This window comes from Streptomyces sp. NPDC006872, assembly GCF_040635845.1.
GTDB lineage: Bacteria > Actinomycetota > Actinomycetes > Streptomycetales > Streptomycetaceae > Streptomyces.
In genome coordinates this window covers 173,487-199,472 of sequence record NZ_JBEYIL010000018.1, presented here as the reverse complement: position 1 = coordinate 199,472, position 25,986 = coordinate 173,487, and the positions used below count along the sequence as shown (strand labels likewise).

22 protein-coding genes are annotated in these 25,986 nt (G+C 71.0%); 9 read left to right on the top strand and 13 right to left on the bottom strand.

The features are described 5' to 3' along the window. Positions 1-37 precede the first annotated feature (37 nt). Positions 38-1,183: an FHA domain-containing protein gene (locus ABZ725_RS40335; protein WP_358807348.1), complete on the bottom strand. Its 1,146-nt coding sequence runs from the start codon at positions 1,181-1,183 to the stop codon at positions 38-40. A 210-nt stretch (positions 1,184-1,393) separates the two neighbouring features. Between ABZ725_RS40335 and ABZ725_RS40330 the strand changes: the two genes are divergently transcribed. After that, positions 1,394-3,193: a serine/threonine-protein kinase gene (locus ABZ725_RS40330; protein ID WP_358807347.1), complete on the top strand. Its 1,800-nt coding sequence runs from the start codon at positions 1,394-1,396 to the stop codon at positions 3,191-3,193. A gap of 101 nt (positions 3,194-3,294) precedes the next feature. Here the strand turns inward: ABZ725_RS40330 and ABZ725_RS40325 are convergent, their stop codons facing one another. The 4 genes from ABZ725_RS40325 to ABZ725_RS40310 form a co-directional block, all read right to left on the bottom strand. Beyond that, positions 3,295-4,971 carry a glycoside hydrolase family 13 protein gene (locus ABZ725_RS40325; protein WP_358807346.1) on the bottom strand — a complete coding sequence of 559 codons (1,677 nt, stop codon included), beginning with the start codon at positions 4,969-4,971 and terminating at the stop codon, positions 3,295-3,297. 233 nt (positions 4,972-5,204) lie between these two features. Further along, positions 5,205-6,116, bottom strand: a complete 912-nt coding sequence (locus ABZ725_RS40320) for a sugar ABC transporter permease (RefSeq protein ID WP_351914801.1) — start codon at positions 6,114-6,116, stop codon at positions 5,205-5,207. A gap of 13 nt (positions 6,117-6,129) precedes the next feature. Then, entirely contained in the window at positions 6,130-7,134 is a 1,005-nt protein-coding gene (locus ABZ725_RS40315; RefSeq protein WP_351914799.1) for a sugar ABC transporter permease, read from the bottom strand. 172 nt (positions 7,135-7,306) lie between these two features. After that, entirely contained in the window at positions 7,307-8,581 is a 1,275-nt protein-coding gene (locus ABZ725_RS40310) for an extracellular solute-binding protein (RefSeq protein ID WP_358807345.1), read from the bottom strand. 401 nt (positions 8,582-8,982) lie between these two features. Between ABZ725_RS40310 and ABZ725_RS40305 the strand changes: the two genes are divergently transcribed. Both ABZ725_RS40305 and ABZ725_RS40300 read left to right on the top strand, forming a co-directional pair. Then, entirely contained in the window at positions 8,983-10,017 is a 1,035-nt protein-coding gene (locus ABZ725_RS40305; protein WP_351914795.1) for a LacI family DNA-binding transcriptional regulator, read from the top strand. 131 nt (positions 10,018-10,148) lie between these two features. After that, entirely contained in the window at positions 10,149-11,015 is an 867-nt protein-coding gene (locus ABZ725_RS40300; RefSeq protein ID WP_358807344.1) for a phosphatase PAP2 family protein, read from the top strand. Between the two features lie 24 nt (positions 11,016-11,039). Here ABZ725_RS40300 and ABZ725_RS40295 read toward each other — a convergent pair whose 3' ends face one another. Next, positions 11,040-12,614: an amidohydrolase gene (locus tag ABZ725_RS40295; RefSeq protein WP_358807343.1), complete on the bottom strand. Its 1,575-nt coding sequence runs from the start codon at positions 12,612-12,614 to the stop codon at positions 11,040-11,042. Then, positions 12,611-14,128 carry an APC family permease gene (locus tag ABZ725_RS40290; RefSeq protein ID WP_358807342.1) on the bottom strand — a complete coding sequence of 506 codons (1,518 nt, stop codon included), beginning with the start codon at positions 14,126-14,128 and terminating at the stop codon, positions 12,611-12,613. The genes ABZ725_RS40295 and ABZ725_RS40290 overlap by 4 nt, the downstream gene beginning before the upstream one ends. A gap of 188 nt (positions 14,129-14,316) precedes the next feature. Here ABZ725_RS40290 and ABZ725_RS40285 point away from each other — a divergent pair, with 188 nt between their 5' ends. Continuing rightward, positions 14,317-14,937 (top strand): TetR/AcrR family transcriptional regulator C-terminal domain-containing protein, encoded by a 621-nt coding sequence (locus ABZ725_RS40285; RefSeq protein ID WP_358807341.1) that lies wholly within the window; start codon positions 14,317-14,319, stop codon positions 14,935-14,937. 33 nt (positions 14,938-14,970) lie between these two features. Here the strand turns inward: ABZ725_RS40285 and ABZ725_RS40280 are convergent, their stop codons facing one another. Then, entirely contained in the window at positions 14,971-15,912 is a 942-nt protein-coding gene (locus ABZ725_RS40280) for a LysR family transcriptional regulator (protein WP_358807340.1), read from the bottom strand. A gap of 72 nt (positions 15,913-15,984) precedes the next feature. Here ABZ725_RS40280 and ABZ725_RS40275 point away from each other — a divergent pair, with 72 nt between their 5' ends. Beyond that, positions 15,985-16,926 (top strand): DMT family transporter, encoded by a 942-nt coding sequence (locus ABZ725_RS40275; protein WP_358807339.1) that lies wholly within the window; start codon positions 15,985-15,987, stop codon positions 16,924-16,926. Positions 16,927-17,128: 202 nt separating this feature from the next. Here the strand turns inward: ABZ725_RS40275 and ABZ725_RS40270 are convergent, their stop codons facing one another. Further along, the gene (locus tag ABZ725_RS40270) at positions 17,129-20,125 is read right to left on the bottom strand and encodes a bifunctional [glutamine synthetase] adenylyltransferase/[glutamine synthetase]-adenylyl-L-tyrosine phosphorylase (RefSeq protein ID WP_358807338.1); all 2,997 of its coding nucleotides are present in this window, start codon (positions 20,123-20,125) and stop codon (positions 17,129-17,131) included. A 156-nt stretch (positions 20,126-20,281) separates the two neighbouring features. Here ABZ725_RS40270 and ABZ725_RS40265 point away from each other — a divergent pair, with 156 nt between their 5' ends. Next, on the top strand, positions 20,282-20,716 hold the full coding sequence (locus tag ABZ725_RS40265; protein WP_358807385.1) for a VOC family protein: 435 nt from the start codon (positions 20,282-20,284) through the stop codon (positions 20,714-20,716). 127 nt (positions 20,717-20,843) lie between these two features. Here ABZ725_RS40265 and ABZ725_RS40260 read toward each other — a convergent pair whose 3' ends face one another. Continuing rightward, positions 20,844-22,205, bottom strand: a complete 1,362-nt coding sequence (locus tag ABZ725_RS40260; protein WP_351916609.1) for a glutamine synthetase family protein — start codon at positions 22,203-22,205, stop codon at positions 20,844-20,846. 321 nt (positions 22,206-22,526) lie between these two features. Here ABZ725_RS40260 and ABZ725_RS40255 point away from each other — a divergent pair, with 321 nt between their 5' ends. Next, the gene (locus ABZ725_RS40255; RefSeq protein ID WP_358807337.1) at positions 22,527-23,714 is read left to right on the top strand and encodes a globin domain-containing protein; all 1,188 of its coding nucleotides are present in this window, start codon (positions 22,527-22,529) and stop codon (positions 23,712-23,714) included. 102 nt (positions 23,715-23,816) lie between these two features. Here the strand turns inward: ABZ725_RS40255 and ABZ725_RS40250 are convergent, their stop codons facing one another. After that, on the bottom strand, positions 23,817-24,377 hold the full coding sequence (locus ABZ725_RS40250; protein WP_358807336.1) for a hypothetical protein: 561 nt from the start codon (positions 24,375-24,377) through the stop codon (positions 23,817-23,819). A 78-nt stretch (positions 24,378-24,455) separates the two neighbouring features. Between ABZ725_RS40250 and ABZ725_RS40245 the strand changes: the two genes are divergently transcribed. Further along, complete coding sequence (locus ABZ725_RS40245) at positions 24,456-24,890, top strand: VOC family protein (protein WP_358807335.1); 435 nt, start codon at positions 24,456-24,458, stop codon at positions 24,888-24,890. Between the two features lie 24 nt (positions 24,891-24,914). On the opposite strand, the gene ABZ725_RS40240 is transcribed toward ABZ725_RS40245, so the two are convergent. After that, entirely contained in the window at positions 24,915-25,181 is a 267-nt protein-coding gene (locus tag ABZ725_RS40240) for a hypothetical protein (protein ID WP_358807334.1), read from the bottom strand. 62 nt (positions 25,182-25,243) lie between these two features. Here ABZ725_RS40240 and ABZ725_RS40235 point away from each other — a divergent pair, with 62 nt between their 5' ends. Beyond that, complete coding sequence (locus tag ABZ725_RS40235) at positions 25,244-25,432, top strand: hypothetical protein (protein ID WP_358807333.1); 189 nt, start codon at positions 25,244-25,246, stop codon at positions 25,430-25,432. Here the strand turns inward: ABZ725_RS40235 and ABZ725_RS40230 are convergent. After that, positions 25,392-25,862 (bottom strand): Rrf2 family transcriptional regulator, encoded by a 471-nt coding sequence (locus ABZ725_RS40230; protein WP_358807332.1) that lies wholly within the window; start codon positions 25,860-25,862, stop codon positions 25,392-25,394. The genes ABZ725_RS40235 and ABZ725_RS40230 overlap by 41 nt on opposite strands. Positions 25,863-25,986: the final 124 nt, after the last annotated feature.

The window sequence follows — 25,986 nt, the reverse complement described above, 5'->3', positions numbered from 1 at the left end:
GGAAATGCACGGAGGGGTACAGAGGGGTACGGAGGGGTCAGACCCGGCGGGTGGGCGCCGCCGCGGTCGGCGGGACCGGTGTCCGGGCGGCCTCGGCGCGCCAGGCGTCGGCGAGTTCGGCGGGGAAGCGCCGGCCGCTGCGGGTGAGGACGACACCGGGGGCGAGTTCGACTTCGTCACCGGGGCGGAACGGCCGGTCGGCGCCCGGCGGCAGCTTCTCCCAGGGGCCGGGTCCGCCCCGGCGGCCGGCGTGCCGCATCCGGGTGCCGTAGCTGCTGACGTCACGGCACAGGACCGTGCCGCCGCGCGCGGAGACGGCCACATGTCTGCGGCTGACCCGCGCGGCGATCTCCGGGGACAGCAGACTGTGCAGGGCGATACCCTCCGGGCCGGGCAGCCGTCCGACGTACGCCTCGGAGCCCTCGTCGAGGGTGTAACGGGCCACGCAGCCGCCGTCGATGACGACCTTGAGCTGGGCGCCGGCCGGCCGCACGCCCACATCCGTGAGCCGGACGCCGTGGAGCTCGCAGGTGGGGACGCCGCGCCGGATGCGGGGCAGCAGGATCCGGTCGCCCCGGTGGAGGTCGTAGAGCGTGCAGCGGGGTTCCGGGCAGCTCCAGGCCCGCATGATGACGTCGGTCAGCGGGGTCCGGGACGGTCCGAGGAGCCCCTGCTTCTTCAGGGCCGACAGCTCCATCCGACGGGAGATCTCGGCCTCCGTGCGCACCCCCATGTCCATCGGCACGAGCGCGACCCTCTGGTCGGGGCGGGGTTCGGGGCGCAGGAACTGCCAGGTGTTGCCCTGGATCCACGGGTGTTCGCCGCGATGGTCGACGTACTGGTCGCCGGTGACGACCCGGGTTCCGGTCATCCGGGCCAGTTCGAGGATCCGCTCGTCGGCGTCGCCCACCTCCTCCACCAGGCCGTCGGCGACCCAGCGGCGCAGCCGACGGACCTCGTCCGGGTCGCCGAACTCCCGGTGCCCGCCCAGCAGACTGGTGTCGGCGACCAGGTAGACGGACACGTCGGGGTCGCCGGTGAGTTCCATCAGGGCCCGCAGAACGAGCCCCAGGCGGCGCAGGGACCGGGGTCCGCGGGGGCCGATGGAGGTCTGGCGTACGACGTTGGACAGCTCGACCAGATAGTCGGCACGCTCCGCCGACGCCGCCAGATGATGTTCCATGAACGCCTCGCTGTCCGTGTTGTCCGGGCTGTCCGACGGCAGGGGTCCTCACCATACGGCCGCCCGCCGGGGCCGTGCCATCGGGAAAAATCCCGCCAACTCCCGTGTTTCCCCTTGATCTTCGCCGATTTTCCTTGATCTCCCCGGATGCCTCCCGCAGGCTGGGACGCCCCGGTACGATCGCGCTTCGGCGAGCGGAAGGTTGAAGTCTTGAACAGTGCTGGAACCGGTGACCCGCTGAGACCACTGAGCGACGACGACCCGCGGGAGCTGGCCGGTTACCGGCTGCTCGCCCGGATCGGCGAGGGCGGCATGGGGTCCGTCTACCTCTCCCGGACGCGCGGCAACCAGCCGGTCGCCCTGAAGGTGATCCGCCGGGAGTACGCCCAGGACCAGGAGTTCCGTCGCCGCTTCGAGCAGGAGGCGACCTCCGCCCGCCGGGTGCAGGGCTACCACATCGTGCCCGTGGTCGACCACGACACCACCGGTCCCCAGCCGTGGCTGGCCACCGCCTACGTCCCGGGCCTCGCCCTGGACCAGGTCCTGACCGGGCACGGGCCGCTTCCGGTGTCCTCGGTGCTCCAGCTCACCGGTTGCGCCGCGGAGGCGCTGCACGCCGTGCACAAGGCGGGCGTGATCCACCGCGACATGAAGCCGAGCAACATCCTCATCGGCTCCGAGGGCCCCTGGATCATCGACTTCGGCATCGCCCGGGCCGCCGACGCCACCCAGCTCACCCGCAGCGGCGGTCTCATCGGCACCCCTCAGTTCATGTCCCCGGAGCATGCCAACGGCGACGACCTCACCCCGGCGACCGACATCTTCTCGCTCGGCCTGATCGCCGCCGTCGCCGCGACCGGACGCCACCCCTACGGCGACTCCGGGGCCATCACCCTGGCCACCAAGATCGCCAACAGCGAGTTCCGCCCGCCGGACCTGACCACGTATCCGGAGCCGCTGCGCACCGTCCTGGAACGCTGTCTGGCCGCCGACCCCACGGCCCGCCCCACCCCGTCCGAACTGGCGGAACTCTGCCAGGAACTGGGCGGGCGGCAGCTGCGGGACTTCAGCGGCTGGCTGCCCGCGCCGGTCGCGGCGGACATCGCCCGCCGAGAGCAGCTCGCCCAGCAGTGGCCCGAGACCGAACCCGCCCCCGAGCCCGGAGCGGACGCGGCGACCGTGCCGCCGGGCACCGCCGCACCCGGCGGACACCCGCCCACCTACGTCCCCCGCCCGGACGAACCGGCCCACCACCCCCAGTCACCGCAGCAGCAGCCGCAGCAGCCGCAGTACGCTCCGGCCCCGCCGACCGGGTCCACCACCCCCGCCCCTCCGGCAGCACCGGGCGCCCGCCGCCGGACCCCGCTGACGGTCGGCGCCGTCGCGCTCGCCGTGGTGATGATCGCGGCAGCCGCCTGGATCTTCACCAAGGACGACGACAAGGAATCCGAGGCCCAGGGCGGCGGCGCAACAGCGTCCTCGTCCGCGACCGGCGACTCCCAGGCCCCCGTCGACGCCCCGTCGAGCCCCTCGTCGGACAGCACCGCCCCCTCCACCGCGAGCACGCCGAGCGGCGGCTACACGGAGGTCTTCAAGGACAAGCCGCTCACCCTGCGGGCGCAGTTCACCACGGGCCGCAGCTCGTACACCAACGTCGACCTGGACGCGCCGGAGATCGACACGCACGCCTCCAGCTCGACGAAGGGGGCGGAGCTGCAGTACGAGGAGTTCGGCGGCACCCACACCCTCCACTTCGTGACGACCGTGGGCAAGAGCGCGGGCGCCACCCCCGAGCAGTGCGCCGAGGGCGCGGCGACGAACGCGCTCCCCTCCGAGCTCGCCGACGAGAGCCAGGAGAAGGAACTGACCAAGGACACACTGCTGTGCACGGTCACCGACGAGGGCAACCTGGCGATGCTCAAGATCAAGGACGTCGTCGTCCAGGAGGACTCGGACGGCTACAAGGCCCGTGACTACACGATGGAGTTGACGCTCTGGAAGGCGCCCTGATCACAAAGCCTCCCTGTCACGAAGGCTGGCTGATCACACCCACGAAGGCCCGCCGCTCCGCCGAAGAGCCGGAGCGGCGGGCCCGGTGAGGGGGGCGACCGTCAGGCGGTCGTGAACCACACCGTCGTGTCCGCCGGGAGCTTGGCCTCGCCGTCGTTCGTCTCGGTCACCTCACCGCTCGCGAGCAGCACCCGCCCGTATGCCGGGGTCGTCACGGACTCCCCTGTCGTGTTGGCGACGCACACGAACTCCCCGCGCCGGAACGCGAGTACACCCTCCGGGGCCTTCAGCCACTCCACCGAGTCGCCGGCGCCCAGGTCGGACCGGGAGCGCCGGACGGCGAGGGCGCGGCGGTAGAGCTCCAGCGTCGAACCGGGCACGCCCGTCTGCGCCTCCACGCTCAACTCGCCCCAGCCGGCGGGCTGCGGCAGCCAGCTGCCGCCGTCGCCGAAGCCGTACGACGAACCCTCGCGGGTCCACGGGATCGGCACCCGGCAGCCGTCGCGGAAGCCGTCCTGGCCGGCGCCGCGGAAGTACGCCGGGTCCTGGCGCACCTCGTCGGGCAGGTCGACGACGTCCGGGAGGCCGAGCTCCTCGCCCTGGTAGACGTACGCCGAGCCGGGGAGCGCCAGCATCAGCAGGGTGGCGGCGCGCGCCCGGCGCAGGCCGAGCGCGCGGTCGCCGGCGGTGCGGATCTGGGTGCCGAGGCCGGGCGGGTTGGCGAAGCGGGTGGCGTGCCGGGTCACGTCGTGGTTGGACAGCACCCAGGTGGCGGGGGCGCCGACCGGGCGCATCGACTCCAGGGTGCGGTCGATGACCTGGCGCAGTTCCTCCGCGTCCCATGCGGTGCCCAGGTACTGAAAGTTGAAGGCCTGGTGGAGTTCGTCGGGGCGGACGTAGTTCGCGGTGCGCTCGACCGTGGGGGTCCACGCCTCCGCCACGAAAATGCGCTCACCGGAGTACTCGTCGAGGATCAGCCGCCACTGGCGGTAGATCTCGTGGACGCCGTCCTGGTCGAAGAACGGCATGACATCGTTGCCCAGCAGCTTGAGTTGCTCGTGCGAGCCGAGGTCCGGGAGGCCCTCCGCCTTCACCAGGCCGTGGGCGACGTCGATGCGGAAGCCGTCGACGCCCATGTCGAGCCAGAAGCGCAGGATCGAGCGGAACTCGTCGCCGACGGCCGGGTGTTCCCAGTTGAAGTCGGGCTGCTCGGGCGCGAAGAGGTGGAGGTACCAGTCTCCGTCGGCGACCCTCGTCCAGGCCGGGCCGCCGAAGATGGACTCCCAGTCGTTGGGCGGGAGTTCACCGTTCTCGCCCTTCCCCGGGCGGAAGTGGTAGCGGTCGCGCAGCGGCGAGCCGGAGCCCTCCGCCACCGCCCGCTTGAACCACTCGTGCTGGTCGGAGGAATGGTTCGGGACGAGGTCGACGATGATCCTCAGCCCCAGTTCACGGGCCTCGCGGATGAGCGCGTCGGCGTCCAGCAGATTGCCGAACATGGGGTCGACGGCGCGGTAGTCGGCGACGTCGTAGCCTGCGTCGGCCTGCGGAGAGGCGTAGAAGGGGCTGAGCCACACGGCGTCCACGCCGAGGTCGCGCAGGTACGGCAGGCGGGAGCGTACGCCTTCCAGGTCGCCCATGCCGTCGCCGTTGCTGTCGGCGAAGCTGCGCGGGTACACCTGGTAGATCACCGCGTCCCGCCACCAGTCACGGCGCTTGGCGACGGTGGCGACGGCCGAGGTGGGGGAGGGGGCCGGGGCTGCGGAGGGCTGCTGGCTCATGGCGTCCTTGGTACCTAACGGGGTCATGGGATCAGGTGAAGTAGGGGATGGGAGACGAGACGGCCGCGATGGCAGCGGGGTCGGATGGCCACCGCGACCGCCTCGAGTTCAGGGGGATGAGGAGCGCCCCATAGGGGCGCGGGGCGGTATCGATATGCGGCTCCGCCGCGCGGGCGCGACCAGCCACGACGAAGCCGCGGACGAGCGACGGCCCCACGCGGCTCAACTGGCGGTCAGCCCTTGGTGCCGCCGGCCGTGAGCCCGGTGACGAGGTTCTTCTGCACGAGGTAGAAGAACACCGCGGCCGGTATGGCGATCAGTACGGCCGTCGCGGCCATCAGGTTGCGCTGGGCGTCATGCTCGCTGACGAACGACTGCAGACCGACCGCGAGCGTGTACTTGTCGTCGCTCAGCATGAACGTCGAAGCGAACGCGACCTCGCTGAAGGCGGTGAGGAAGTTGTAGAAGGCGGCTACCGCGAGGCCGGGCTTGGCGAGCGGGAGGATCAGCCGGAAGAAGGTGCCGAAGGGGGTGAGTCCGTCGACGCGTCCGGCCTCGTCGATCTCGAAGGGGATGGTGTCGAAGTACCCCTTGAGCAGCCAGGCGCTGTACGGGATGACCGTCGTGCAGTAGACGAGGATCAGACCGAAGTAGTTGTCGATGAGCTGCAGGTCGGACAGGATCTGGTACATCGGCACCATCAGCACGGCGACCGGGAACATCTGGGTGACCAGCAGCACCCACATGAACTTCTTGTAGCCGGGAAAGCGCATCCGGGAGACGGCGTAACCGGTGGTGGCGGCGATGAGCACGCCGATGGCGGTCGTCCCGAGCGTGACGATGAGCGAGCTCTTCAACCAGTCGAAGAACTTGGTGTGTTCGAGGACGAACGTGTAGTTGTCGAACGTCATCTTGTCCCAGATGCCGCCCGGGTGCAGATAGTCGTCCTTGTCCGGGCCGAGGGACAGATAGACGAGCCAGCCGATCGGGAAGAGCGCGATCACGCTCGCGACGATCAGGACGGCGTGCGAGCCGAGCGAGCCGGCGAGGCTGTTCTCGCCTCGTCGGCGGACCCGGCGCGGGGCCTTCGGGCGGCTCCGCTCTCCGGCGACCTGGGCGGAGGTCTCTGCTGTGGTGGTGCTCATGGGAACTCCTGCCTCAGATCGCGAGCTGCTGCTCGTTGCGGTTCAGCCAGCGGCGGTAGAACGAGGTGAAGACGATCAGGATGGCCAGCAGCAGGATGCCGTACGCGGCCGACTGGGCGAAGTCACGCGGCTGCTGTCCGAAGCCGAGGTAGTACGCCCAGGTGACGAGGATCTGCGCGTCCGGGGCGGTGTTGCCGAACAACAGGAAGATCACGGCGAACTGGTTGAACGTCCAGATGATGCCGAGCAGGACGACGGTGGAGCTGACCGACCTGAGGCCCGGCAGGGTGATGTGGCGGAAGCGCTGCCAGGCGCTCGCGCCGTCCATCTCGGCGGCCTCGTAGAGGGAGCCGTCGATCGCCTGCAGGCCGCCGAGCAGCGAGATCATCATGAACGGCACACCGCACCAGGTGTTGACCATGATCGCGGCGAACCGCTGCCAGAAGGTGTCCTCCAGCCAGAGCGGCGTGGGCAGATGGAGGAAGTCGAGCGCGGAGTTGATGATGCCGCCGTCCGCGAGCATGAAACGCCAGCCGAAGACGGTGACGAACGTGGGCACCGCCCACGGGAGCACCAGGATCAGCCGGTACAGGGTGCGCCCGCGCAGCTTCTGGTTGAGGAGGAGGGCGAGGCCGAGGCCGAGGCCGTAGTGCAGGGCGACACAGGTCGCCGTCCACACGATCGTCCAGAGGAAGTGCGACCAGAAGCGGTCGTAGGCGGTCGGGCCCCACAGGATGTCGGCGTAGTTGTCGAGGCCGATGAACTTGTAGGTGGCGTCGATGTGGTTGACGCCGATCGTGCGCGCGGTGTTGAGGCTGTTGGCGTCGGTGAGGGTGAGGTAGAGGCCGTACGCCAGGGGGTAGAGCACGAGGACGCCGAGGACGACCGCCACCGGGGCGATCATGACGTAGGCGTACCAGTGTTTCTGATAGCCGCGCTTCAGGCGTCCGGCGCGGCCGGGCCCTGGCTCACGGTCACCGCGGCGCTTGCCGGTCGCGCGGTCGATGGCGACTGTCATGGTTCGACAACCCTCTCGAGGCTCTGCAGTTCAACGGGGTGCACGGGCGGGGTGCACTACGGGGTACGGCGGGGTACGGCGTGGTGTACGGCCGGGGTGTACGGCGTACAGGCCGGTGGCCGCCGGATCTCTCCCCCCGCTTGCAGTGGGAGATCCGGCGGCCACGCGGGGCTTACTTGCTGAAGTCCGGCACCAGCTTGGCGATGGCGAGTTCAGCGTTGCTCAGGCCCTTGTCGAGGCTCTCCTTGCCGCCCGCGATCTTGGGCAGTTCGGTGTCCAGCGGGCCCCAGAGCGAGCTGTACTCCGGCAGCGCCGGGCGCGGCTGGGCGGCGGACAGAACGGTCTGGTAGCCGGCGATGCCCGGGTCGGCCTTGACGGCGGCGGTGTAGGCGTCGTCGCGCGTCGGCAGCGTGGAGTTCTTCTGCGCGATGGTCGCCTGGGAGGTCGCGGAGGTCATGAAGTTGACGAACTTCAGCGCGGCGGCCTGGTGGGCCTTGTCGGAGCCGGCGTAGACCGAGAGGTTGTGGCCGCCGGTCGGGGCGCCCGCCTTGCCGGTGGAGCCGGCCGGGACGGTGGCGATGCCGAGGTTGGCCTTGTCCGTGAAGGCGCTGCCCTTGTAGAAGTTCGTGATCTCCCACGGGCCCTGGACGATCGCGGCGACCTTGCCGTTGACGAACGCGTCCTGGATGTGGGCGTAGGCGTCGGCGGTGGTGTCGGCCTTGTGCAGGCCCTTGCCGTCGAAGAGGCCGAGCCAGGTGCCGTACGCCTTCTTCGCCGCCGCCGAGTTCACGGTGATCTTCTTGGCGTCGGCGTCGACGGTGTCGGTGCCCTCGCCGTAGAGGAAGGACTGGGCGTAGTAGGCCTGGGTGGAGCCCCAGTAGCCGTCGACGCCGGTCTTGTCCTTGATGGTGGCGGCGGCGGTCTTCAGGTCGTCCCAGGTCTTGGGGGCCTCGGTGATGCCGGCCTTGGCGAAGAGGGCCTTGTTGTAGACCAGCGCGAGCGTGTCGGTGACGATCGGCACGCCGTACGTCTTGCCCTCGTACTTGGCCTGCTCGATCAGGTTCGACTTGAACTTGGCCTGGTCCTTGAGGGCGTCGGTGCCGTCCAGCGGCAGGAAGTAGCCCTTCTTGGCGAAGGCGGGGGTCCAGCCGACCTCGGAGCGCAGCACGTCCGGGGCGCCGGACGCGCCGGCGGCGGTGTCGAACTTGTTCTGCGCCTGGTCGAAGGGCACGTTGACGTACTTGACCTTGACGTCCTTGTTGGCGGCCTCGAACTGCTTGACCAGGGCCTGGTACGTCGGCGCCTCATTGGTGGCGTTGGAGGTGTCCCACCAGGTGATGGTGACCGGCCCGGACGAGTTGTCGCTGCCGCTGTCGTCCCCGCCGCAGGCCGTCGCCGCGAGGGCGAAGGACGCCACCAGCGCGGTGGCCGCTATGCCACGCCGCATGAGTTTCTCCTTGAGGGTGAGAGCCCGTTCAGCAACAGGAGGCGGTCCCGTCCGCCGCCCTGCCGACTCCGACCGCGCCGTTGCTGCCGTCGGGCGACGTGAACGTAACAGCGATGTAAGCGGTACGAAAGACCTTGCAGAAAAAAAGTGCAAGAGGTCTCCGAAGTTATCCGCCCGTGACCCCTGCGTGACCTCCCCTCGACCGCCGTGAGACCGTAGTTGTCGCGGTTGAGCGGCCTCACGGCGGGGCACACGGCTGCTGTGCAAGACTCTGCAAGCTCTTGCCATCACTTTCACGAGGGAGCTCGATGACGCAGCAGCCCGGCGCGGGTCGTTCACCAGGCCGTCCGCGGCGTCCCATCGGTGTGCAAGCCGGCACCCGACCGGTACAGTCCACCCCTGTGACCACACGGCTTGCCGACATCGCTGCTCAGGCGGGGGTGAGCGAAGCGACCGTCAGCCGCGTCCTCAACGGCAAGCCTGGCGTCGCCGCCACCACCCGTCAGTCCGTGCTCGCCGCTCTGGACGTCCTGGGCTACGAGCGCCCGGTCCGGTTGCGCCAGCGCAGCGCGGGTCTGGTCGGCCTGATCACGCCGGAGCTGGAGAACCCGATATTCCCGGCCCTGGCCCAGGTCATCGGCCAGGCGCTGACCCGCCAGGGCTACACCCCGGTGCTCGCCACCCAGACCCCGGGCGGCTCCACGGAGGACGAGCTGACCGAGATGCTGGTCGACCGCGGGGTGGCCGGCATCATCTACGTCTCCGGGCTGCACGCGGACACCACGGCCGACATGCAGCGCTACGAGCAGCTGCGCGCGCAGGGCGTGCCCTTCGTCCTGGTGGACGGCTTCTCCCCGAAGGTCCAGGCGCCGTTCATCTCCCCCGACGACCGGGCGGCGATGACCCTGGCGGTCACCCACCTCGTCTCCCTCGGCCACACCCGGGTCGGGCTGGCCCTCGGCCCGAAGCGGTTCGTGCCGGTCCAGCGCAAGATCGAGGGCTTCGTACGGGCGATGCAGGAGCAGCTGCGGCTGAGCCCGGAGACGATCGAGACCGAGCTGGTCCAGCACTCCCTCTACACCCTGGAGGGCGGTCAGGCGGCGACCACGGCCCTGATCGACCGGGGCTGCACGGCCGTCGTCTGCGCGAGCGACATGATGGCCCTCGGCGCGATACGGGCGGCCCGCCAGCGCGGCCTCGCGGTCCCCCGGGACGTCTCGGTGGTCGGTTTCGACGACTCCCCGCTGATCGCCTTCACCGACCCGCCGCTGACGACCGTCCGCAAGCCGGTCCCGGCGATGGGCCAGGCCGCCGTCCGCACCCTCCTGGAGGAGATCGGCGGGACCCCTGCGCCCCACAGCGAGTTCGTGTTCATGCCGGAACTGGTGGTGCGCGGTTCGACCGCTTCGGCCCCCGGGGACCGGAATCGTCCGTAAGGCGGAGACCTCAGGGTCTCCCCCAGTGCGTCAGTAGCAGACGAAGGCGTCCTCCCGCCGTAGAACGTGCGGGGCGAACCCGCCCGAGGGATGATCGGGCGAAGGGGGCTTTTCTGGCAGACTTTATGTCCATGGGTGAATCGACTGTGACGCCACTGGAAGGCCGTGAACAGGCCGTTCCGCACCCCGTCACGGCCGGGACCCGGCGCCGGCGTCTGGACCGCCTGCGCACCCCCCGCCGCCCCCGCCTCTGGTTTGAGATCCTGCTCGTCGGTGTGAGCTACTGGACGTACTCGCTGGTGCGCAACGCGGTCCCGGAGCAACGGGCCGAGGCACTGCGCAACGCGGACTGGATCTGGCGGATGGAGCACCACCTCGGTCTGGCCGTGGAGGAGTCCGTCAACCACGCGGTGAACTCGGTGACCTGGCTCATCGTGGGCATGAACTACTACTACGCGACCCTGCACTTCATCGTCACCCTGACGGTCCTGGTCTGGCTCTACCGCAGCCACCCGGGCCGCTACGCGGCGACGCGCCTCGTGCTCTTCGCCACCACGGCGGTGGCCCTGGTCGGCTACTACCTGTACCCGCTGGCGCCGCCGCGCCTGATGCCGGGCGGCGACTTCGTCGACACGGTGATGGTCCACCAGACGTGGGGCTCGATGGCCTCCGGCGACCTCAAACACATGTCGAACCAGTACGCGGCGATGCCGTCCATGCACATCGGCTGGTCCCTGTGGTGCGGTCTGACGATCTTCGCGCTCGCCTCGGTCCCGTGGGTACGGATCCTGGGCCTGCTGTACCCGGCGGCGACCCTGGTGGTCATCGTCGCCACCGCCAACCACTTCTGGCTGGACGCGGTCGGCGGCGTCATCTGCCTGGCCTTCGGCTTCACGGTGGCCCGCGTCTGGTACGGAGCGCTGCCGTACTCCCTGCCGCGGCCGGCCCCGCCGAAGACGAAGCGGCGGGGCAGGCCGCTGTTGCCCACCAAGGCGTGAGCCTCAGCCGTCCCGGCGATGCGCTCAGCAGTCCCCGCGATGCGCCACCCGCCCGCCGGTCACCGTCAGCCGCACCGGCGCCTGCGCCAGTTCGTCCGCCGGGGCCTCGACCGGGTCCAGTCCCAGCACCGTGAGGTCGGCGCGCAGACCGACGGCGATACGGCCCGCCGAGTCGCTCTCCCCCGCGGCCCGGGCGGCGTGCGTGGTACACCCCTCCAGAGCCTCCAGCCCCGTGAGCCCCGCCCGCGCCGAAGCCGCACCGCGCGGCGCCCGCGCGTCGGCCAGCACACCGCGTACGTCGTAGGGGGCGATGGGCCAGTCCGAGCCCAGGGCGACCGTCGCGCCGGCGTCCCGCAGATCCCGTAGCCGCCAGGCGCGCCCGGCCCGGTCGGCGCCGAGCCGACGGGACCACTCGTCGGTGCCGTCGGCCCGCGTGTAGGCGGTGTGCGGCGGCTGCATGGACGCCGCCACCCCCAGCTCGGCGAACCGAGGCAGCAGAGCGTCGGGCACGCTCTCGAGGTGCTCGACCCGGTGCCGCCCCCGGGCCCCCTCCCCCAGCCCGGCCACCACATCGAGCACATGCCGTACGGCCGCGTCCCCGATGGCATGGGTGACGGTACGCACGCCGTCCGCGTGCAGCGACCGCACCGCTTCGGCATAGGCCCCGGGATCCGGCCAGAAGGCGGCGGTCCCCTGTCCGTGGCAGTCGGCATGCTCCAGCCATGCGGTCCCTCCCTCCACGGTCCCGTCCATGAAGAACTTCACCCCGTCGACGACCCAGTGCCGTCCGCCCCGCCCCTGCTGCGCGACCAGCTCCCGCAGCCCGGCCCCGTCCACGCCCGGCATGCACCAGGGCGCGAACCGCAGCCGCACCGGCAGCACGGTCTCCCGGGCCACCTCCGCGACCAGCTCCGGATCCCCCGCGTCCATGACGTGCGCCCCGGTCAGCCCGGTGTCCGCCATCGCGGAGAGCAGCGAGACGAGGCGCTCCCGCCGGGCGGCGTACGAGGGCCGGGGCGCGACCGCCGCCACCAGCTCCATGGCGGCGTGCTCGACGAGATGCCCGGTGGGCCGCCCGGCGCCGTCGCAGACCACCTCCGACCGCTGCGCGAAGGTGCGCGCCCCGGTCACGCCCGCCGCGGCGAGCGCCGCGCCGTCGGCGAGCGCGGAGTGCCCGTCGTACAGCCGCAGAAAGGCCGGTGCGCCCCCGAGGACGTCCTCCACGAGCGCCCGGTCGACGGCCCGCCCCTCGAACGCGTTGTGATCGAGCCCGAACCCGACCACCCATCCGTCGATCCGCTCGGCGCCCGCCAGGGCCTGCCGCAGCCCCGCAAGATCGGCCACCCCCGACAGATCCACGCCGGTCGCCATGTCCAGCCCCCACACGGGGTGGCTGTGCGCGTCGACGAGCCCGGGCACGAGATGGGCGCCCGCCAGGGGCACGACCTCGGTGCCCGGCCCGCGCCAGTCGCGTACGTCGCTCTCGTCGCCGACGGCCGCGATCACCCCGTCGCGCACGGCGACGGCGGTGGCGTACGGCCGGGCGGGGTCGAGGGTGCGCACCGTGGCGCCGGCGAGGATCAGGTCGGGGACGGTCACGAGGTGAACTCCTCTGCGGGCTCGGCGGGCTCGGCGGGCTCTACGGGCTCTACGGGCTCTTCGGCTTCGGCGGGCTCGGCGGCGAAGTTCGCGTACACGAGGGGCCGCTCGCGGCGCAGCCACCAGGCCAGGCCGAGTCCCGCGACGAAGACGGCGGGCGCCAGGGCGATCAGCAGGGTGTTCACGGCGTCGGAAGCCCCGGTGAACAGGTCGATGTGGGTGACCACGAGCCCTATCGCACCGGCCAGCAGCACCGCGGCGACGACGGGGGCGACCACCGTCCGCGCCACGCCCTCCTGGTGCGACACCCGCCGGAAGTAGCAGGGCACGGCGATCGCGGCGAGCATCTGGAGCACGAACAGCCCGATCATGCCCGGGGTGTTGACCCACAACAGGAGCTGTCCGTAGGGATCGGCGCCCGCCGCCCAGAACCCGAGCACGACCACCGCGCCGAGGACGGTCTGCGCGAGCCCGGCCACATACGGCGACCGGTGCCGCGGATGGATCCGTCCCAGCGCCCTGGGCAGCACCCCCTCCTCGGCGAGGGCGAGGGTGTACCGGTTGATGGCGTTGTGAAAGGCGAGCAGCGAAGCGAGAACGCTGGTGACGATGAAGACGTGCATCAGGTCGGCCGCCCAGCCGCCGACGTAGGTCGTGATGGCGGAGAAGAAGAGCCCACCGGGATCCTTGGCGGCCGCCGCGATCACACCGGCGTCCCCGAAGGCCTGGATGACGATCCAGACGACGAAGGCGTAGAAGAGCCCGAGGAACCCGATGGCCGCGTAGGTGGCGCGGGGCACCGTCCGCCCCGGGTCACGGGCCTCGCGCCGGTAGATGACGGTCGACTCGAACCCGGTGAAGGCGGCGAAGGCGAAGGCGAGCACGACGCCCGTGCCGGACACCAGCACGTTGTCCGGCGCGAAGGACGCCCCGGACAACCCGTGCGCACCCCCCTTGACCAGCACGCCGGCCGCGAGCAGCAGCAGGATCCCGGTCTCGGCGACGAGCAGGACGCCCAGCACCTTCGCGCCGAAGTCGATAGATCGATAACCGCCGTACCAGATGACGCCCAGCCCCACCAGCGCGATGGGCAGCCAGGGAACATCGGCGCCGAACAGAGCCTGGAAGGTGTCGCGCCCGGCGGACCCCAGCAGCCCGTAGACGCCGATCTCCATGCCGACGTAGCCGATCAGCGCGAGCAGGGCGGCGCCGATGCCCACCGGCCGGCCGAGGCCGCGGGTGATGTACGCGTAGAAGGCGCCGCCGCTCTTCACATGCCGGCTCATGGTGGTGAAGCCGACGGCGAAGACGGCGAGGGTGATGCCGGCGATGAGGTATCCGGCGGGGGCGCCGACGCCGCCGAGCAGGATGGCGAGCGGGGCGACGCCGGCCATGACGGTGAGCGGGGCGGCGGCGGAGACGACGAAGAAGGCGATGTCGGCAGTGCCGAGCGAACCGGAGCGGAGGGTCGCCGCGGCGGGCGGCGTTCTCTGCTCACGGGCGGTGTCGGACATGGGGAAGCCCTTCGAGCGCGGCGGGAATGGAGGTTTCCGGGCGTGCGGGATGACCGGCGTTCCCCGGGGCGGACGAAGCACTGCGACCGCCCCGGGCCCGTAAATCTAAAGGCTTTCGGTTTCGGCAATGTAGCCTCCTCCTGGGCATCCGGGAAGCCCTTCTCAGACTTCAGGGGGAGACCGCACACATGGGACGGCCGCGCACACCGCTCCTCGACCGCGAGCGCATCACCACGACCGCGCTGCAACTCGTCGACGAGCAGGGCGACTTCAGCGTCCCGCAGATCGCGAAGCGGCTGGGCGTCCAGACCGGCTCGGTCTACCACCACGTGGACGGCCGGGACGGCATAATCGAACTGTTGCGCGAACGAGTGGCGTCCGCGATCGACCCGAAGACCCTCGACGCCGCCGCGCCCTGGGACACGGCCCTGGAAGCCTGGGCCCGCTCCTACCGGGCCGCGTTCGCCGCCCACCCCAGGGCGATCCCGCTCCTCATGACCTCACCCGTACGCGCTCCCCGGGTCCTGGAACAGTACGAACGCGCGGTGACCCTGCTGCTGGAGGCAGGCTTCGCACCCCGCGCGGTGATGCCCCTGCTCATCGCGCTCGAGAACCTGATCCTGGGCTCGGCCCTGGACCTGGCGGCCCCCGAGACGATGTGGGAACTGACGGACGACGCGCCCACCCCCCACCTGGCCGAGGCCCTGGCAGCGGTGCCGGAGGGCAGAGCGGACCAGGCGTTCGAAGTGGGCCTGAGGGGCCTCATGACCCAGGCGAGAACGGAGCGCGAGCACCCCACACAGGCCTGACGACACAGGCCTGACGACCTCAGGCGTCAGGCGTCAGGCGTCAGGCGTCGTGTGTTGGGTGTCGGGCGTCGGGCGTCGGGCGTCGGGCGACGCGGCGGCCCGCAAGGCATCGATGAACGCATCCAGGGCGGGCTGCGCAGGCGCCGTCTCCCGAACCACCGCACAGATGCCCCGCACCGGCACCGGATCACGCACCTCCCGCACCACCACCCCCGGATGCCGACTCCCCAGCCCCAGCCGGGGCACCAGACTCACACCCAGCCCCGCGGCGACAAACCCCTGGGCGGTCACGTAGTCCTCGCTCTCGACGACGAACCGGGGCCGGAACCCGACGGCGGCACAGGCATCGAGCTGGGCGTCGAGACAGGGGCCGGGCCACTCACTCCCGACGAACGCCTCGGCGGCCAACTCCACCAGCCGCAGACTCCGCCGCCCGGCAAGCCGATGCCCGCGAGGCAGCACGGCGAGGTAGGGATCGTCCAGCAGCGGAACGACCCGCATGCCGCTCCCCGCCCCGCCGGCCCCCTTCACCAGCAGGGCCAGATCGGCCCGCCCCTCCCGTACCGCGGCCAGCGAGTCCCCGGGGTCGGCGGTCAGCTTCAGATCGATCTGCACCCCGGGATGCGCCGCCCGCAGCCGGGCCACGGCCGGCGCGACCAGCCCGGCCCCCGCCGTGGCGAAGTACCGCACCGAGAGCCGCCCCGTACGCCCGGCCAGCAGATCGGCGAGAGCGGCCTCGGCCTCGGCGACCTGCCGCCCGATGGAGTCCGCGTACTCGGTGAGCAACAACCCGGCAGCGGTGGGCCGAACCCCCCGCCCCACCCGCTCCAGCAGCACAGCCCCCGCCTCCTTCTCCAGGGCGGCGATCTGCTGGCTGACCGCGGACGGCGTATACCCCAGCACACCCGCGGCCCCCGTAACAGACCCGCTCCCCACGACCGCCCGCAACACCTGCATCCGCCGCACATCAAGCATGCAGCCCAGCTTAACGAACCATCAAGAACATTTCACTTGTCCTCACACATCGCAGAGCCGACCGTAGAGAGCATGTCCTCCGCCCTCCGCATGGCAGCGCTGGCCCTCTTCTGGGGCTCCGGCTTCCTCTGGATCAAGCTGGCCCTGACCCACGGCCTGACCCCAGCCCAGATCACGATCATCCGCTGCGCCCTCGGCACCGCCGTACTCCTCCTCCTCGCCCACCGCGCAGGCCAACGACTCCCCCGCTCCAGAACCATCTGGCGCCACCTGGCCGTGGCCGCCCTGTTCTGCAACGCGATCCCGTTCGCCCTCTTCGCCGTGGGAGAACAGCACCTCGACTCGGGCCTGGCCGGCGTCCTCAACGCCACGACCCCCCTCTGGTCCCTGCTCATCGGCATCACCCTGGGCACGGACCGCACGACCCACCCGGCCCGCCTGACCGGCCTCTTCCTGGGCTTCGCCGGCACGGTCCTGATCTTCGCCCCCTGGCACCACGAGGGCCTGCTCACCTGGCCCGCCCTGGCCCTGCTGGCCGCGGCGGCCAGCTACGCGGTGGCCTTCGCCTACATGGCCCGCCACTTGACGACCCAGGACGCCCCCCTGGCCATGTCGGCAGCCCAACTCCTGGCCGCCACGGCCTGGACCACCCTGGCCCTCCCCACGGCCACCGCCTTCCACCCCGACGTCACCGCCCTCCTGGCGGTCACGGCCCTGGGCGTGCTGGGCACAGGAGTCACCTTCTACCTCAACTACCGCCTGATAGCGGACGAGGGCCCCACGACAGCGGCAACGGTCGGCTACCTGCTCCCGGTGGTCTCCATAGCCCTGGGCGCGGCAATCCTGGACGAACACATCGGCCCCCGAGTCCTGGCAGGCATGGCGGTGGTACTCCTGGGCGTGGCACTGACCCGCACGAAGGAGCCCACACGCCCGAAAGGGAGTGCCCCTACGGCGCTCACAGGCAAGACGACGCAAGCGGGCCGTGGCGGTGCGTCGCAGCCCGTCGCTTAGCTCGTCACAGCCAAGTCCCACTGTGAGTCCCACTGTGGCAACGGACAGCAGCACGCCCCACACGCGACGGGCTCGACGCACCGCCACGGCCCCGACCCACCCACCGCCGTTCGCCGAGCCGGGCCGAGCCACGCACCGCAAAGGAGCAAGTCACCCACTCCCTTCGCCGCGTCAGCCGAGCCACCCACCGCAGAAGAGCCGGCTACCCGCCGTAGAAGAGCTCGTCGACAACCCCCCGAGCCCGCCGAGCGGTACGCCGATAGTCGTCGAGCATGTCCCCCACCCGTCCGGGCCCATACCCCAAGTACCGCCCCACCGCGACCAGTTCACGCGCCCCGGACGGAAACGTGTCCCCGGCCCGCCCCCGCACCAGCATCACCGCGTTACGCACCCGAGTGGCCAGCACCCAGGCCTCGTCCAGCGTCGCGGCCTCCTCCTCCCCGATGAGCCCGGCCTCGCGCGCGGCGGCCAGCGCGTCCCGGGTCCGGGTGGTCCGCAGCCCCGGTTGCGTGGCACCGTGCCGCATCTGAACCAACTGAACGGTCCACTCCACATCGGACAGCCCACCCGGCCCGAGCTTGGTGTGCAGCTTGGGATCGGCCCCCCGGGGCAGCCGCTCCGACTCCATCCGGGCCTTCAGCCGCCGGATCTCCCGGACGGCGTCCTCGGAGAGCCCGTCCGCCGGATACCGCAGCGGATCGACGACGGCTATGAACCGCCGCCCCAACTCCTCGTCACCGGCGACGACTTCGGCCCGCAGCAGCGCCTGCGACTCCCAGACCAGCGACCACCGCCGGTAGTAGGCCTCGTAGGACTTCAACGTCCGCACGAGCGGCCCGGACTTCCCCTCCGGACGCAGGTCGGCATCGATCAGCAGTGGCGGATCGGCGCTGGGAACCTGCAGCAGCCGCCGCATCTCGGAGACGACCTTGTTGGCGGCCTCCGAGGCCTCCCGCTCGTCGACCCCGTCCCGGGGCTCGTGCACGAAGAGCACATCCGCATCGGACCCATAGCCCAGCTCGTGCCCGCCGAAGCGACCCATGCCCACCACCGCGAACCGCGTGGGCAGGGTGTCCCCCCAACCGTCCCGCACGACAGCCCGGAGCGTGCCGGCCAACGTGGCGGCGGTGAGGTCGGAGACCGCGCCCCCCACCAGATCCACGAGCGCACCCTGATCGGCCTCGACCGGATGCGACTCGGTCCCGTAGGAGGCGACGATGTCCGCGGCGGCCGTACGGAACAGCTCACGCCGACGGACCCCGCGCGCCGCGGTGACCGCCTGCACGGCGCCCTCGGCCCGCCCCACCGCGGCGAGTGTCTCCTGCTCCAACTGGTCCCGCCCGCGGGGCTCGAGCCCCCCGCCGTCGCCGTCGCCGAGCAGCGCGACGGCCTCCGGGGCGCGCATGAGCAGATCGGGGGCGAGCCGTCCGGCGGACAGCACGCGCGCGAGATTCTCCGCCGCGGCCCCTTCGTCCCTCAACAGGCGCAGATACCAAGGCGTCTTGCCGAGCGCGTCCGACACCTTCCGGAAGTTGAGGAGCCCCGCGTCCGGATCGGCGGAGTCCGCGAACCAGCCCAACAGCACGGGCAGCAGCGTGCGTTGGATGGCGGCCTTACGGGTGACGCCGGAGGCCAGCGCCTCGATGTGCCGCAATGCAGAAGCCGGATCGGCGTACCCAAGAGCCACGAGCCGCTCCCGAGCGGCCTCCGGACTCAACCGGGCTTCCCCGGGCGCGAGTTGGGCGACCGCGTCGAGCAATGGCCGGTAGAACAGCTTCTCGTGGAGCCGCCGCACCACCGCGGCATGTCGCTTCCACTCACGGGTCAGTTCGACGACCGGGTCGGTGCGCAGCCCGAGCGAGCGGCCGAGCCGCCGCAGGTCGGCCTCGCTCTCCGGGACCAGATGGGTGCGCCGCAGCCGGTACAGCTGGATCCGGTGCTCCATGGACCGCAGGAACCGATAGGCGACGTCGAGCTGCTCGGCGTCGGAGCGCCCCACATACCCGCCCCCGGCGAGTGCCTGCAACGCGTCGAGCGTGGTGCCGCTGCGCAACGAGACGTCGGCCCGCCCGTGCACCAGCTGCAACAGCTGTACGGCGAACTCGACGTCGCGCAACCCCCCGGGCCCGAGCTTCAGTTCCCGCTCGACCTCGGCGGCCGGGATGTTCTCGACGACCCGGCGCCGCATCCTCTGCACGTCGACGACGAAGTTCTCCCGCTCGGCGGCCTTCCACACCAGGGGCTCGACGGCGGCGACGTACTCGGCCCCCAGCTCCAGGTCCCCGGCCACCGGCCGCGCCTTCAGCAGGGCCTGGAACTCCCAGGTCTTGGCCCACCGCTGGTAGTAGGCGAGATGGCTGCTGAGCGTCCGCACGAGCGGGCCGTTGCGCCCTTCGGGCCGCAGGTTGGCGTCGACGGGCCAGATGGACCCTTCCACGGTGGTCTCGGAGCAGATCCGCATCATGTGCGAGGCGAGCTTCGTGGCGGCCCGCAGAGCCTTGCCCTCGTCGGCCCCGTCCACGGACTCCCCGACGAAGATCACATCGACGTCGGACACGTAGTTGAGCTCATGGCCCCCGCACTTGCCCATCGCGATGACGGCAAGCCGGCACAACGCGGCATCCGCGGGCGCCTCGGCCTGCGCCAGACCGAGGGCGGCCCGCAGGGTGGCGGTGGCGAGGTCGGCGAGCTCGGCGGCGGTCTCGGCGAGGTCGGTCGTCCCGCACACATCACGTGCCGCGATGGACAGCAGGCACCGCCGGTAGGCGACCCGCAGCAACACCGGATCGGTGGCCTCGGCGAGCCCCCGCTCGAACTCCTCGACTCCCGGATGCAGATCCCGGGGCTCGTACGTGACCAGCGCCTCCCAGTCCCGCGGATGCCGGGCCAGGTGATCGGCGAGCGCGGCGGACGCCCCCAGGACCCCCAGCAGCCGGTCCCGCAGCGGCTTGGCCGCTATCAAGGTGTCGAGCAGTTCCCGTCTCGCGGTGTGCCCCGACTGCGCTTCCAGCAGCCGGACCAGGCCGTGCAGCGCGAGATCGGGATCGGCGGTGCCCCCCAGGGCCTCCAGCAGAAAGGGATCGTCGCGCACCGGGGACAGCTCGGGCCCGTCCAGGAGCCGCTCGGCGGCGGAGGGGTCGGTGAAGCCGTGCCGCAGCAGTCGGGTGAAGGTGCTGCTCCTGCGCCCCGGCGCCATCATCACAGGCCTCCTCGTGCGATCAAGGTCGTGCGATCAAGGTCGTCCGGTCGAGCGTAACCCGCGCCTCAGGGTGGCGCGCCGGCCCGGCTTCGGGTTCTGTGGGCTGGGTACGTGCAGCTCGCCACGAAGGAGTCCCGCATGAGCCCCAAGAACGCCATGAACATGACCCTCGAAGTGATCCTGCTGCCGGTGTCGGACGTGGACCGCGCCAAGGAGTTCTACCGGGACAAGGTCGGCTTCCACGTCGATCTCGACGGCGAGGTGATGGAGGGCGTACGGATCGTGCAGCTCACCCCGCCGGGATCGGGCTGTTCGATCGCCCTGGTGGACGGCCTCCAGGTGCCGACGGGAACCCCGCAGCCGGGCACGTACCACGGCATGCAACTCTGCGTGACGGACGCGAAGGCGGCGCACAAAGAGCTGACCGCCCGGGGCCTGGAGGTCACCGAACCCATGCAGTTCTCCCCCCGGGACGGTGCGACCTTCATGTACTTCAAGGACCCGGACGGCAACGGCTGGGCGATCCAGGAGTACAAGCGCAGGGAAACAGAGCCCCTGCACCAACTCCTCGCCAACCTGGCAGCCCAGTAACGCACCGCAGGGGCGCGGGGCTGTGTCGACATGCGGCTCCACCGCGTGGGCGCAACCAGCCCCCACCGCGAGCAACAGTCCCACCGAGCCCCACGCCCCTACGGCGAGGCCTTCAGCCCTCGAGTCCCTACAGCACCGGCAGATTCTTCCGCAACTCGAAGGCCGTGACCTCGCTCCGGTACTCGTGCCATTCCGCCCGCTTGTTGCGCAGGAAGAAGTCGAAGACGTGTTCGCCGAGCGTCTCGGCGACGAGGTCGCTGCGCTCCATCAGCGTGAGCGCCTCGCCGAGGTTCTGCGGCAGCGGCTCGATGCCCATGGCGCGGCGCTCCGCGTCGGACAGCGCCCAGACGTCGTCCTCGGCGCCCGGCGGAAGCTCGTAGCCCTCCTCGACGCCCTTGAGGCCGGCGGCCAGCAGCATGGCGTAGGCCAGGTACGGGTTGGCGCCGGAGTCGAGGGAGCGGACCTCGATGCGCGCCGAGCCGGTCTTGCCGGGCTTGTACATGGGGACGCGGACCAGGGCCGAGCGGTTGTTGTGGCCCCAGCAGATGTACGAGGGGGCCTCGCCGCCCGCGCCGGCCGTGCGCTCGGAGCCGCCCCAGATGCGCTTGTAGGAGTTGACCCACTGGTTGGTGACGGCGGCGATCTCGGCGGCGTGCTTCAGCAGACCGGCGATGAACGACCGGCCGACCTTCGACAGCTGGTACTCGGAGCCCGACTCGTAGAACGCGTTCCGGTCGCCCTCGAAGAGCGACAGGTGGGTGTGCATTCCGCTGCCGGGGTGCTCGCTGAACGGCTTCGGCATGAACGTCGCCTGGACGCCCTGTTCCAGTGCGACCTGCTTCATGACCAGGCGGAACGTCATGATGTTGTCGGCCGTGGAGAGCGCGTCGGCGTAGCGCAGGTCGATCTCCTGCTGGCCGGGGGCGCCCTCGTGGTGGGAGAACTCGACCGAGATGCCCATGGACTCAAGCATGGTGATCGCCTGGCGGCGGAAGTCCATGCCGACGTTGTGCGGGGTGTGGTCGAAGTAGCCGGAGTTGTCGGCCGGGGTCGGGCGCGAGCCGTCGGTCGGCTTGTCCTTCAGCAGGAAGAACTCGATCTCCGGGTGGGTGTAGAAGGTGAAGCCCAGGTCGGAGGCGCGGGCGAGGGCCCGCTTGAGGACGTAGCGCGGGTCCGCGAAGGACGGGGAGCCGTCCGGCATGAGGATGTCGCAGAACATGCGGGCGGTGCCGGGGGCCTCCGCGCGCCAGGGCAGCACCTGGAAGGTGGACGGGTCCGGCTTGGCGATCATGTCGGACTCGTAGACCCGGGCGAAGCCCTCGATCGCGGAGCCGTCGAAGCCGATGCCCTCGTCGAACGCCTGCTCGAGCTCGGCCGGGGCCACGGCGACGGACTTGAGGAAGCCCAGGACGTCCGTGAACCACAGCCGTACGAACCGGATGTCGCGCTCCTCCAACGTCCGGAGCACGAACTCCTGCTGCTTGTCCATCTTCCGCTTCCCCATCCTTGCTGGTCAGGCCGCCTGTCTCTCGTCCCGCGGAGAGGCGGTCGGGCACCTGAGCATCACACCACAACACCATTTCGTGCGCGTTGCCGACCATGATCGCCTCGGCGACCGGGGTCTGAACGCCTCACGTCGGGCAGGTGTACTGCTCTGCCGCCCATCTTGCCTGCTCGGACCGACATCCGTAATGCCCGACCCCCTCCGTCTCACCCCGCCCACTTAATTTGCATCTCAGATGCAAGTTTAGCTAGTGTGCTGGGCAGAGCGCCGACCCGGGTAAGGCCGGCGATGCCAGAGGAGGTCCTGATGCTGTCCGAGCAGTCCGCAGCCACCGTCCGCGCCACGCTCCCCGCCGTGGGCGCCGCGATCGGCGAGATCACGGAACGCTTCTACGCCGACCTGTTCACCGCCCACCCGGAGCTGCTGCGCGACGTCTTCAACCGCGGCAACCAGGCCGCCGGCACCCAGCGCCAGGCCCTGGCGGGATCCTTCGCCGCCTTCGCGGCCCACACCGTGGAGCACCCGCACGACCGGCCCGACGCGATGCTCGGCCGCATCGCCCACAAGCACGCCTCCCTGGGCATAGCCCCCGAGCAGTACGCGATCGTCCACAAGCACCTCTTCGGCGCCATCGCCGCGGTGCTCGGCGAGGCGGTCACGCCCGAGGTGGCGGCCGCCTGGACCGAGGTCTACTGGCTGATGGCGAACGCGCTGATCGCGATCGAGAAGCGGCTGTACGAGGAGAGCGGGGGCGGTGCCCGGCGGGAGTGGCAGGTCGTGGAACGCGTCCCGGAGACCCCGGACGTCGTCACCTTCCGGCTGCGCCCGCTCGACGGCGCACCGGTCCGGGACTTCCGCGCGGGCCAGTACGTGTCCGTCCGCGCCGAACTCCCGGACGGCGCCCGCCAGACCCGCCAGTACAGCCTCTCCGGCGCACCGGGTTCGAACCTGCGCCAGATCAGCGTCAAGCGGGAGCCCGGCAGCCCGACGACCCCGGAGGGCGAGGTCTCCAACCACCTCCACGCGCGTGTGCACGAGGGCAGCGTCCTGGAGCTCTCCGAGCCGTACGGCGACCTGGTGCTCGACAGCGGCGAGGAGACGCCTCTGCTGCTGGCCTCGGCCGGCATCGGCGTGACGCCGATGGTCGCGATGCTGGCGCACCTGGCGGCGACGGGCCACCGGGCCCCGGTCACGGTCGTCCACGCGGACCGCTCCCCCGCGGCCCACGCCCTGCGCGCCGACCACGAGACCTACACGGCGAAGCTGCCGGACGCCTCCCTGCACCTCTGGTACGAGCGGGAGGCCCCCGAGGGCGCCGGCACGGGGCTGGCCGACCTCACCGACGTCCCCGTCGCGCCGGGCACGCGCGCGTACCTGTGCGGTCCGCTGCCGTTCATGCGGGCGGTGCGGGCCCAGCTGATCGAGAAGGGGGTCGCCCCGGCGGACGTGCACTACGAGGTGTTCGGGCCGGATCTGTGGCTGGCGCGGGCCTGAGACGGGCTCGTCAGGACGGCCGCCCCGGGCTCAGGGCTCAGGGTTCAGGTCTCAGGGTTCAGGGCTCAGGGGTTTAGGGCTCAGGGCTCATGGGCTCAGGGCTCAGGGCTCGATGGGCAGGCCCGGGGGCCGGGCGGGATCGTAGTGGGCGCGGGCGAAGGCGTCGTCCGCGCGGTGGACGACGTCCGGCTCGGGCGGGGCGGGCCACACGCTCAGGAAGTGCTCCTCGACGGGCTCGTCACCCGGGTCCTCGCTCGGGCGCGCGCCCGCGTCCCGGCCGCGCGCCCTGGCTCGGATCCGGTACCACCCGGCTCCGGCGGTGGCGAAGTTCCCGGCCTCCGCCTCGACGTCCCCGCCCCACCGGAACAGCCGCAGCACCCCGCTGGTGCTGCAGATGCTCACGTCGACGACGGTCTCCCACTCCTCGGCACCGGTCGACGGCGGCTCCTGCGCGCACTGTTCGGTCGTCAGCCGGATCCGTCCGGTGTGCGTGCCGGCGAACAGCGTGAGGTGCTCCGGTCCGCCGGCCGCCAGGCTGTTGCCCGCGAAGATCCGCTCGACGGTGTCGGAGTCGTCGTACTCGGTGAGGAACTCGTCGCCCTGGAGGTAGTACTGGCAGTACGAGACGAACATGCGGTCGGATGTCCAACGTAGGTAGCGCATCCGCCAGATGATGCCCTGGCCCACTGACACCCCCTCCGCGTCCGCAGCTCCGGCCGCCGCTCGCGGCACAGTGGGCGCATGAGCTCGAACACGACGGACGACAGCACCCCGCTGACCCGGTCCCGGGTGGCGACCAGGCTCCCCGCCCAGGACCTGGAGCGGGCGCGACGTTTCTACGCGGAGCGACTCGGCCTGCACCCCGTCGACGAACGCCCGGGCGGGCTGCTGTACCGGTGCGGGGGCGCGGAGTTCGTGCTGTTCCGCTCGACGGGAGCCGCATCCGGCGCGTTCACTCAGATGGCCTTCGAGGTCGACGACATCGAGGCCACGGTGGCGGAACTCCGGCGGCGCGGGGTGGAGTTCGAGGACGTCGACGTACCCGGCTTCCGGACCGTCGGCGGCATCGCCGAGATCGACGGCAACTACCCGAGCAGGGGCGCCCGGGGCGAACGCGGAGCCTGGTTCCGGGACAGCGAGGGCAACCTCCTGGGCGTCGGCCAGCCGGTGCTCTGAGCCGTCTCGACGACTCCGGTCGCGTCAGTACGGTCGGGCTATCTCATGCTCGGCCAATGCCGTCGCGTAACGGTCCAGCAGCGCGTCCAGGCCGGCCAGGAGCAGTCCGGCGCCGTCGCGGGCGTCGGCCAGGTCGCCGCGCTCGCACGCCTCCACCAGCTCGGCCACATCGGTGCGGAGGATGTGCAGCGAGTCCCCCTGCACCAGAACCCCGGGAAACCGCCGATCCGGCAGTCGGACCACGGCGTTGTTGCCACCGTCGGTGAACAGCTCTGCTTCGATGCGTTCCATGGGTGCATCCAATCCGGCATGACCAGCTGCGATCAATGGCGATGTCAGGGGGAAACGGGGCGATGAGCAGGAGACGTTACGTCGCCAGGGGCGTGGCCGGGGGTTACCGGATCTGGGACAACCGGGGACGTCGATGGTGGGGGGATCTCTACGAGCTGTGCCCGGACGGTCTGCTGGCCGAACTCAACGGCCAGGCGGATCCGGAGCGGATCACCGCCCTGATGAAGCACTACCGGGCCCGGAAACGGTAGGGATCCCCAGCAGCAGTGGTCCCGTCGGCTCCGCCACGATGTCCGTGAGGGTGATCGGGTCCAGGGAAGCGAAAAACGCCTCCTGGGCGCGGCGCAGGGCACCTCGTAGGCGGCAGGCGGAGTTCAGGGGGCAGGGGGTCGCGCCCTCGCAGTCGACGACGTCGCCGTCGCCCTCGAAGGCGCGGACCAGACCGCCCACGGACGCCGTGCGGCCCTTCTCCGTGAGCGCCAGGCCGCCGCCCCTGCCGCGGCGGGCCTCCAGCAGACCCATGTGCTGGAGCTCGGCCACGACCTTGGCCGCGTGCGTGTAGGGGACCTCCATCGCGGCGGCCACGTCACGGGTCGTCGGGGTGGTCTCCGGAGAGTCGCCCGCCACCGCGAGTCTCATCAGGACGCGCAGGGCCAGGTCGGTGGATCTCAGCAGCCGCATGAGAAGAAGGGTAGATAATACGCATCTGTACTTCAAATTATCCCTGAGTCACCCCTCGGTCAGCCCTTGGCCGTGACCTGTCTACGAAATCCCCCGCCTCCCCTATTACGATCAGCGGACTCGT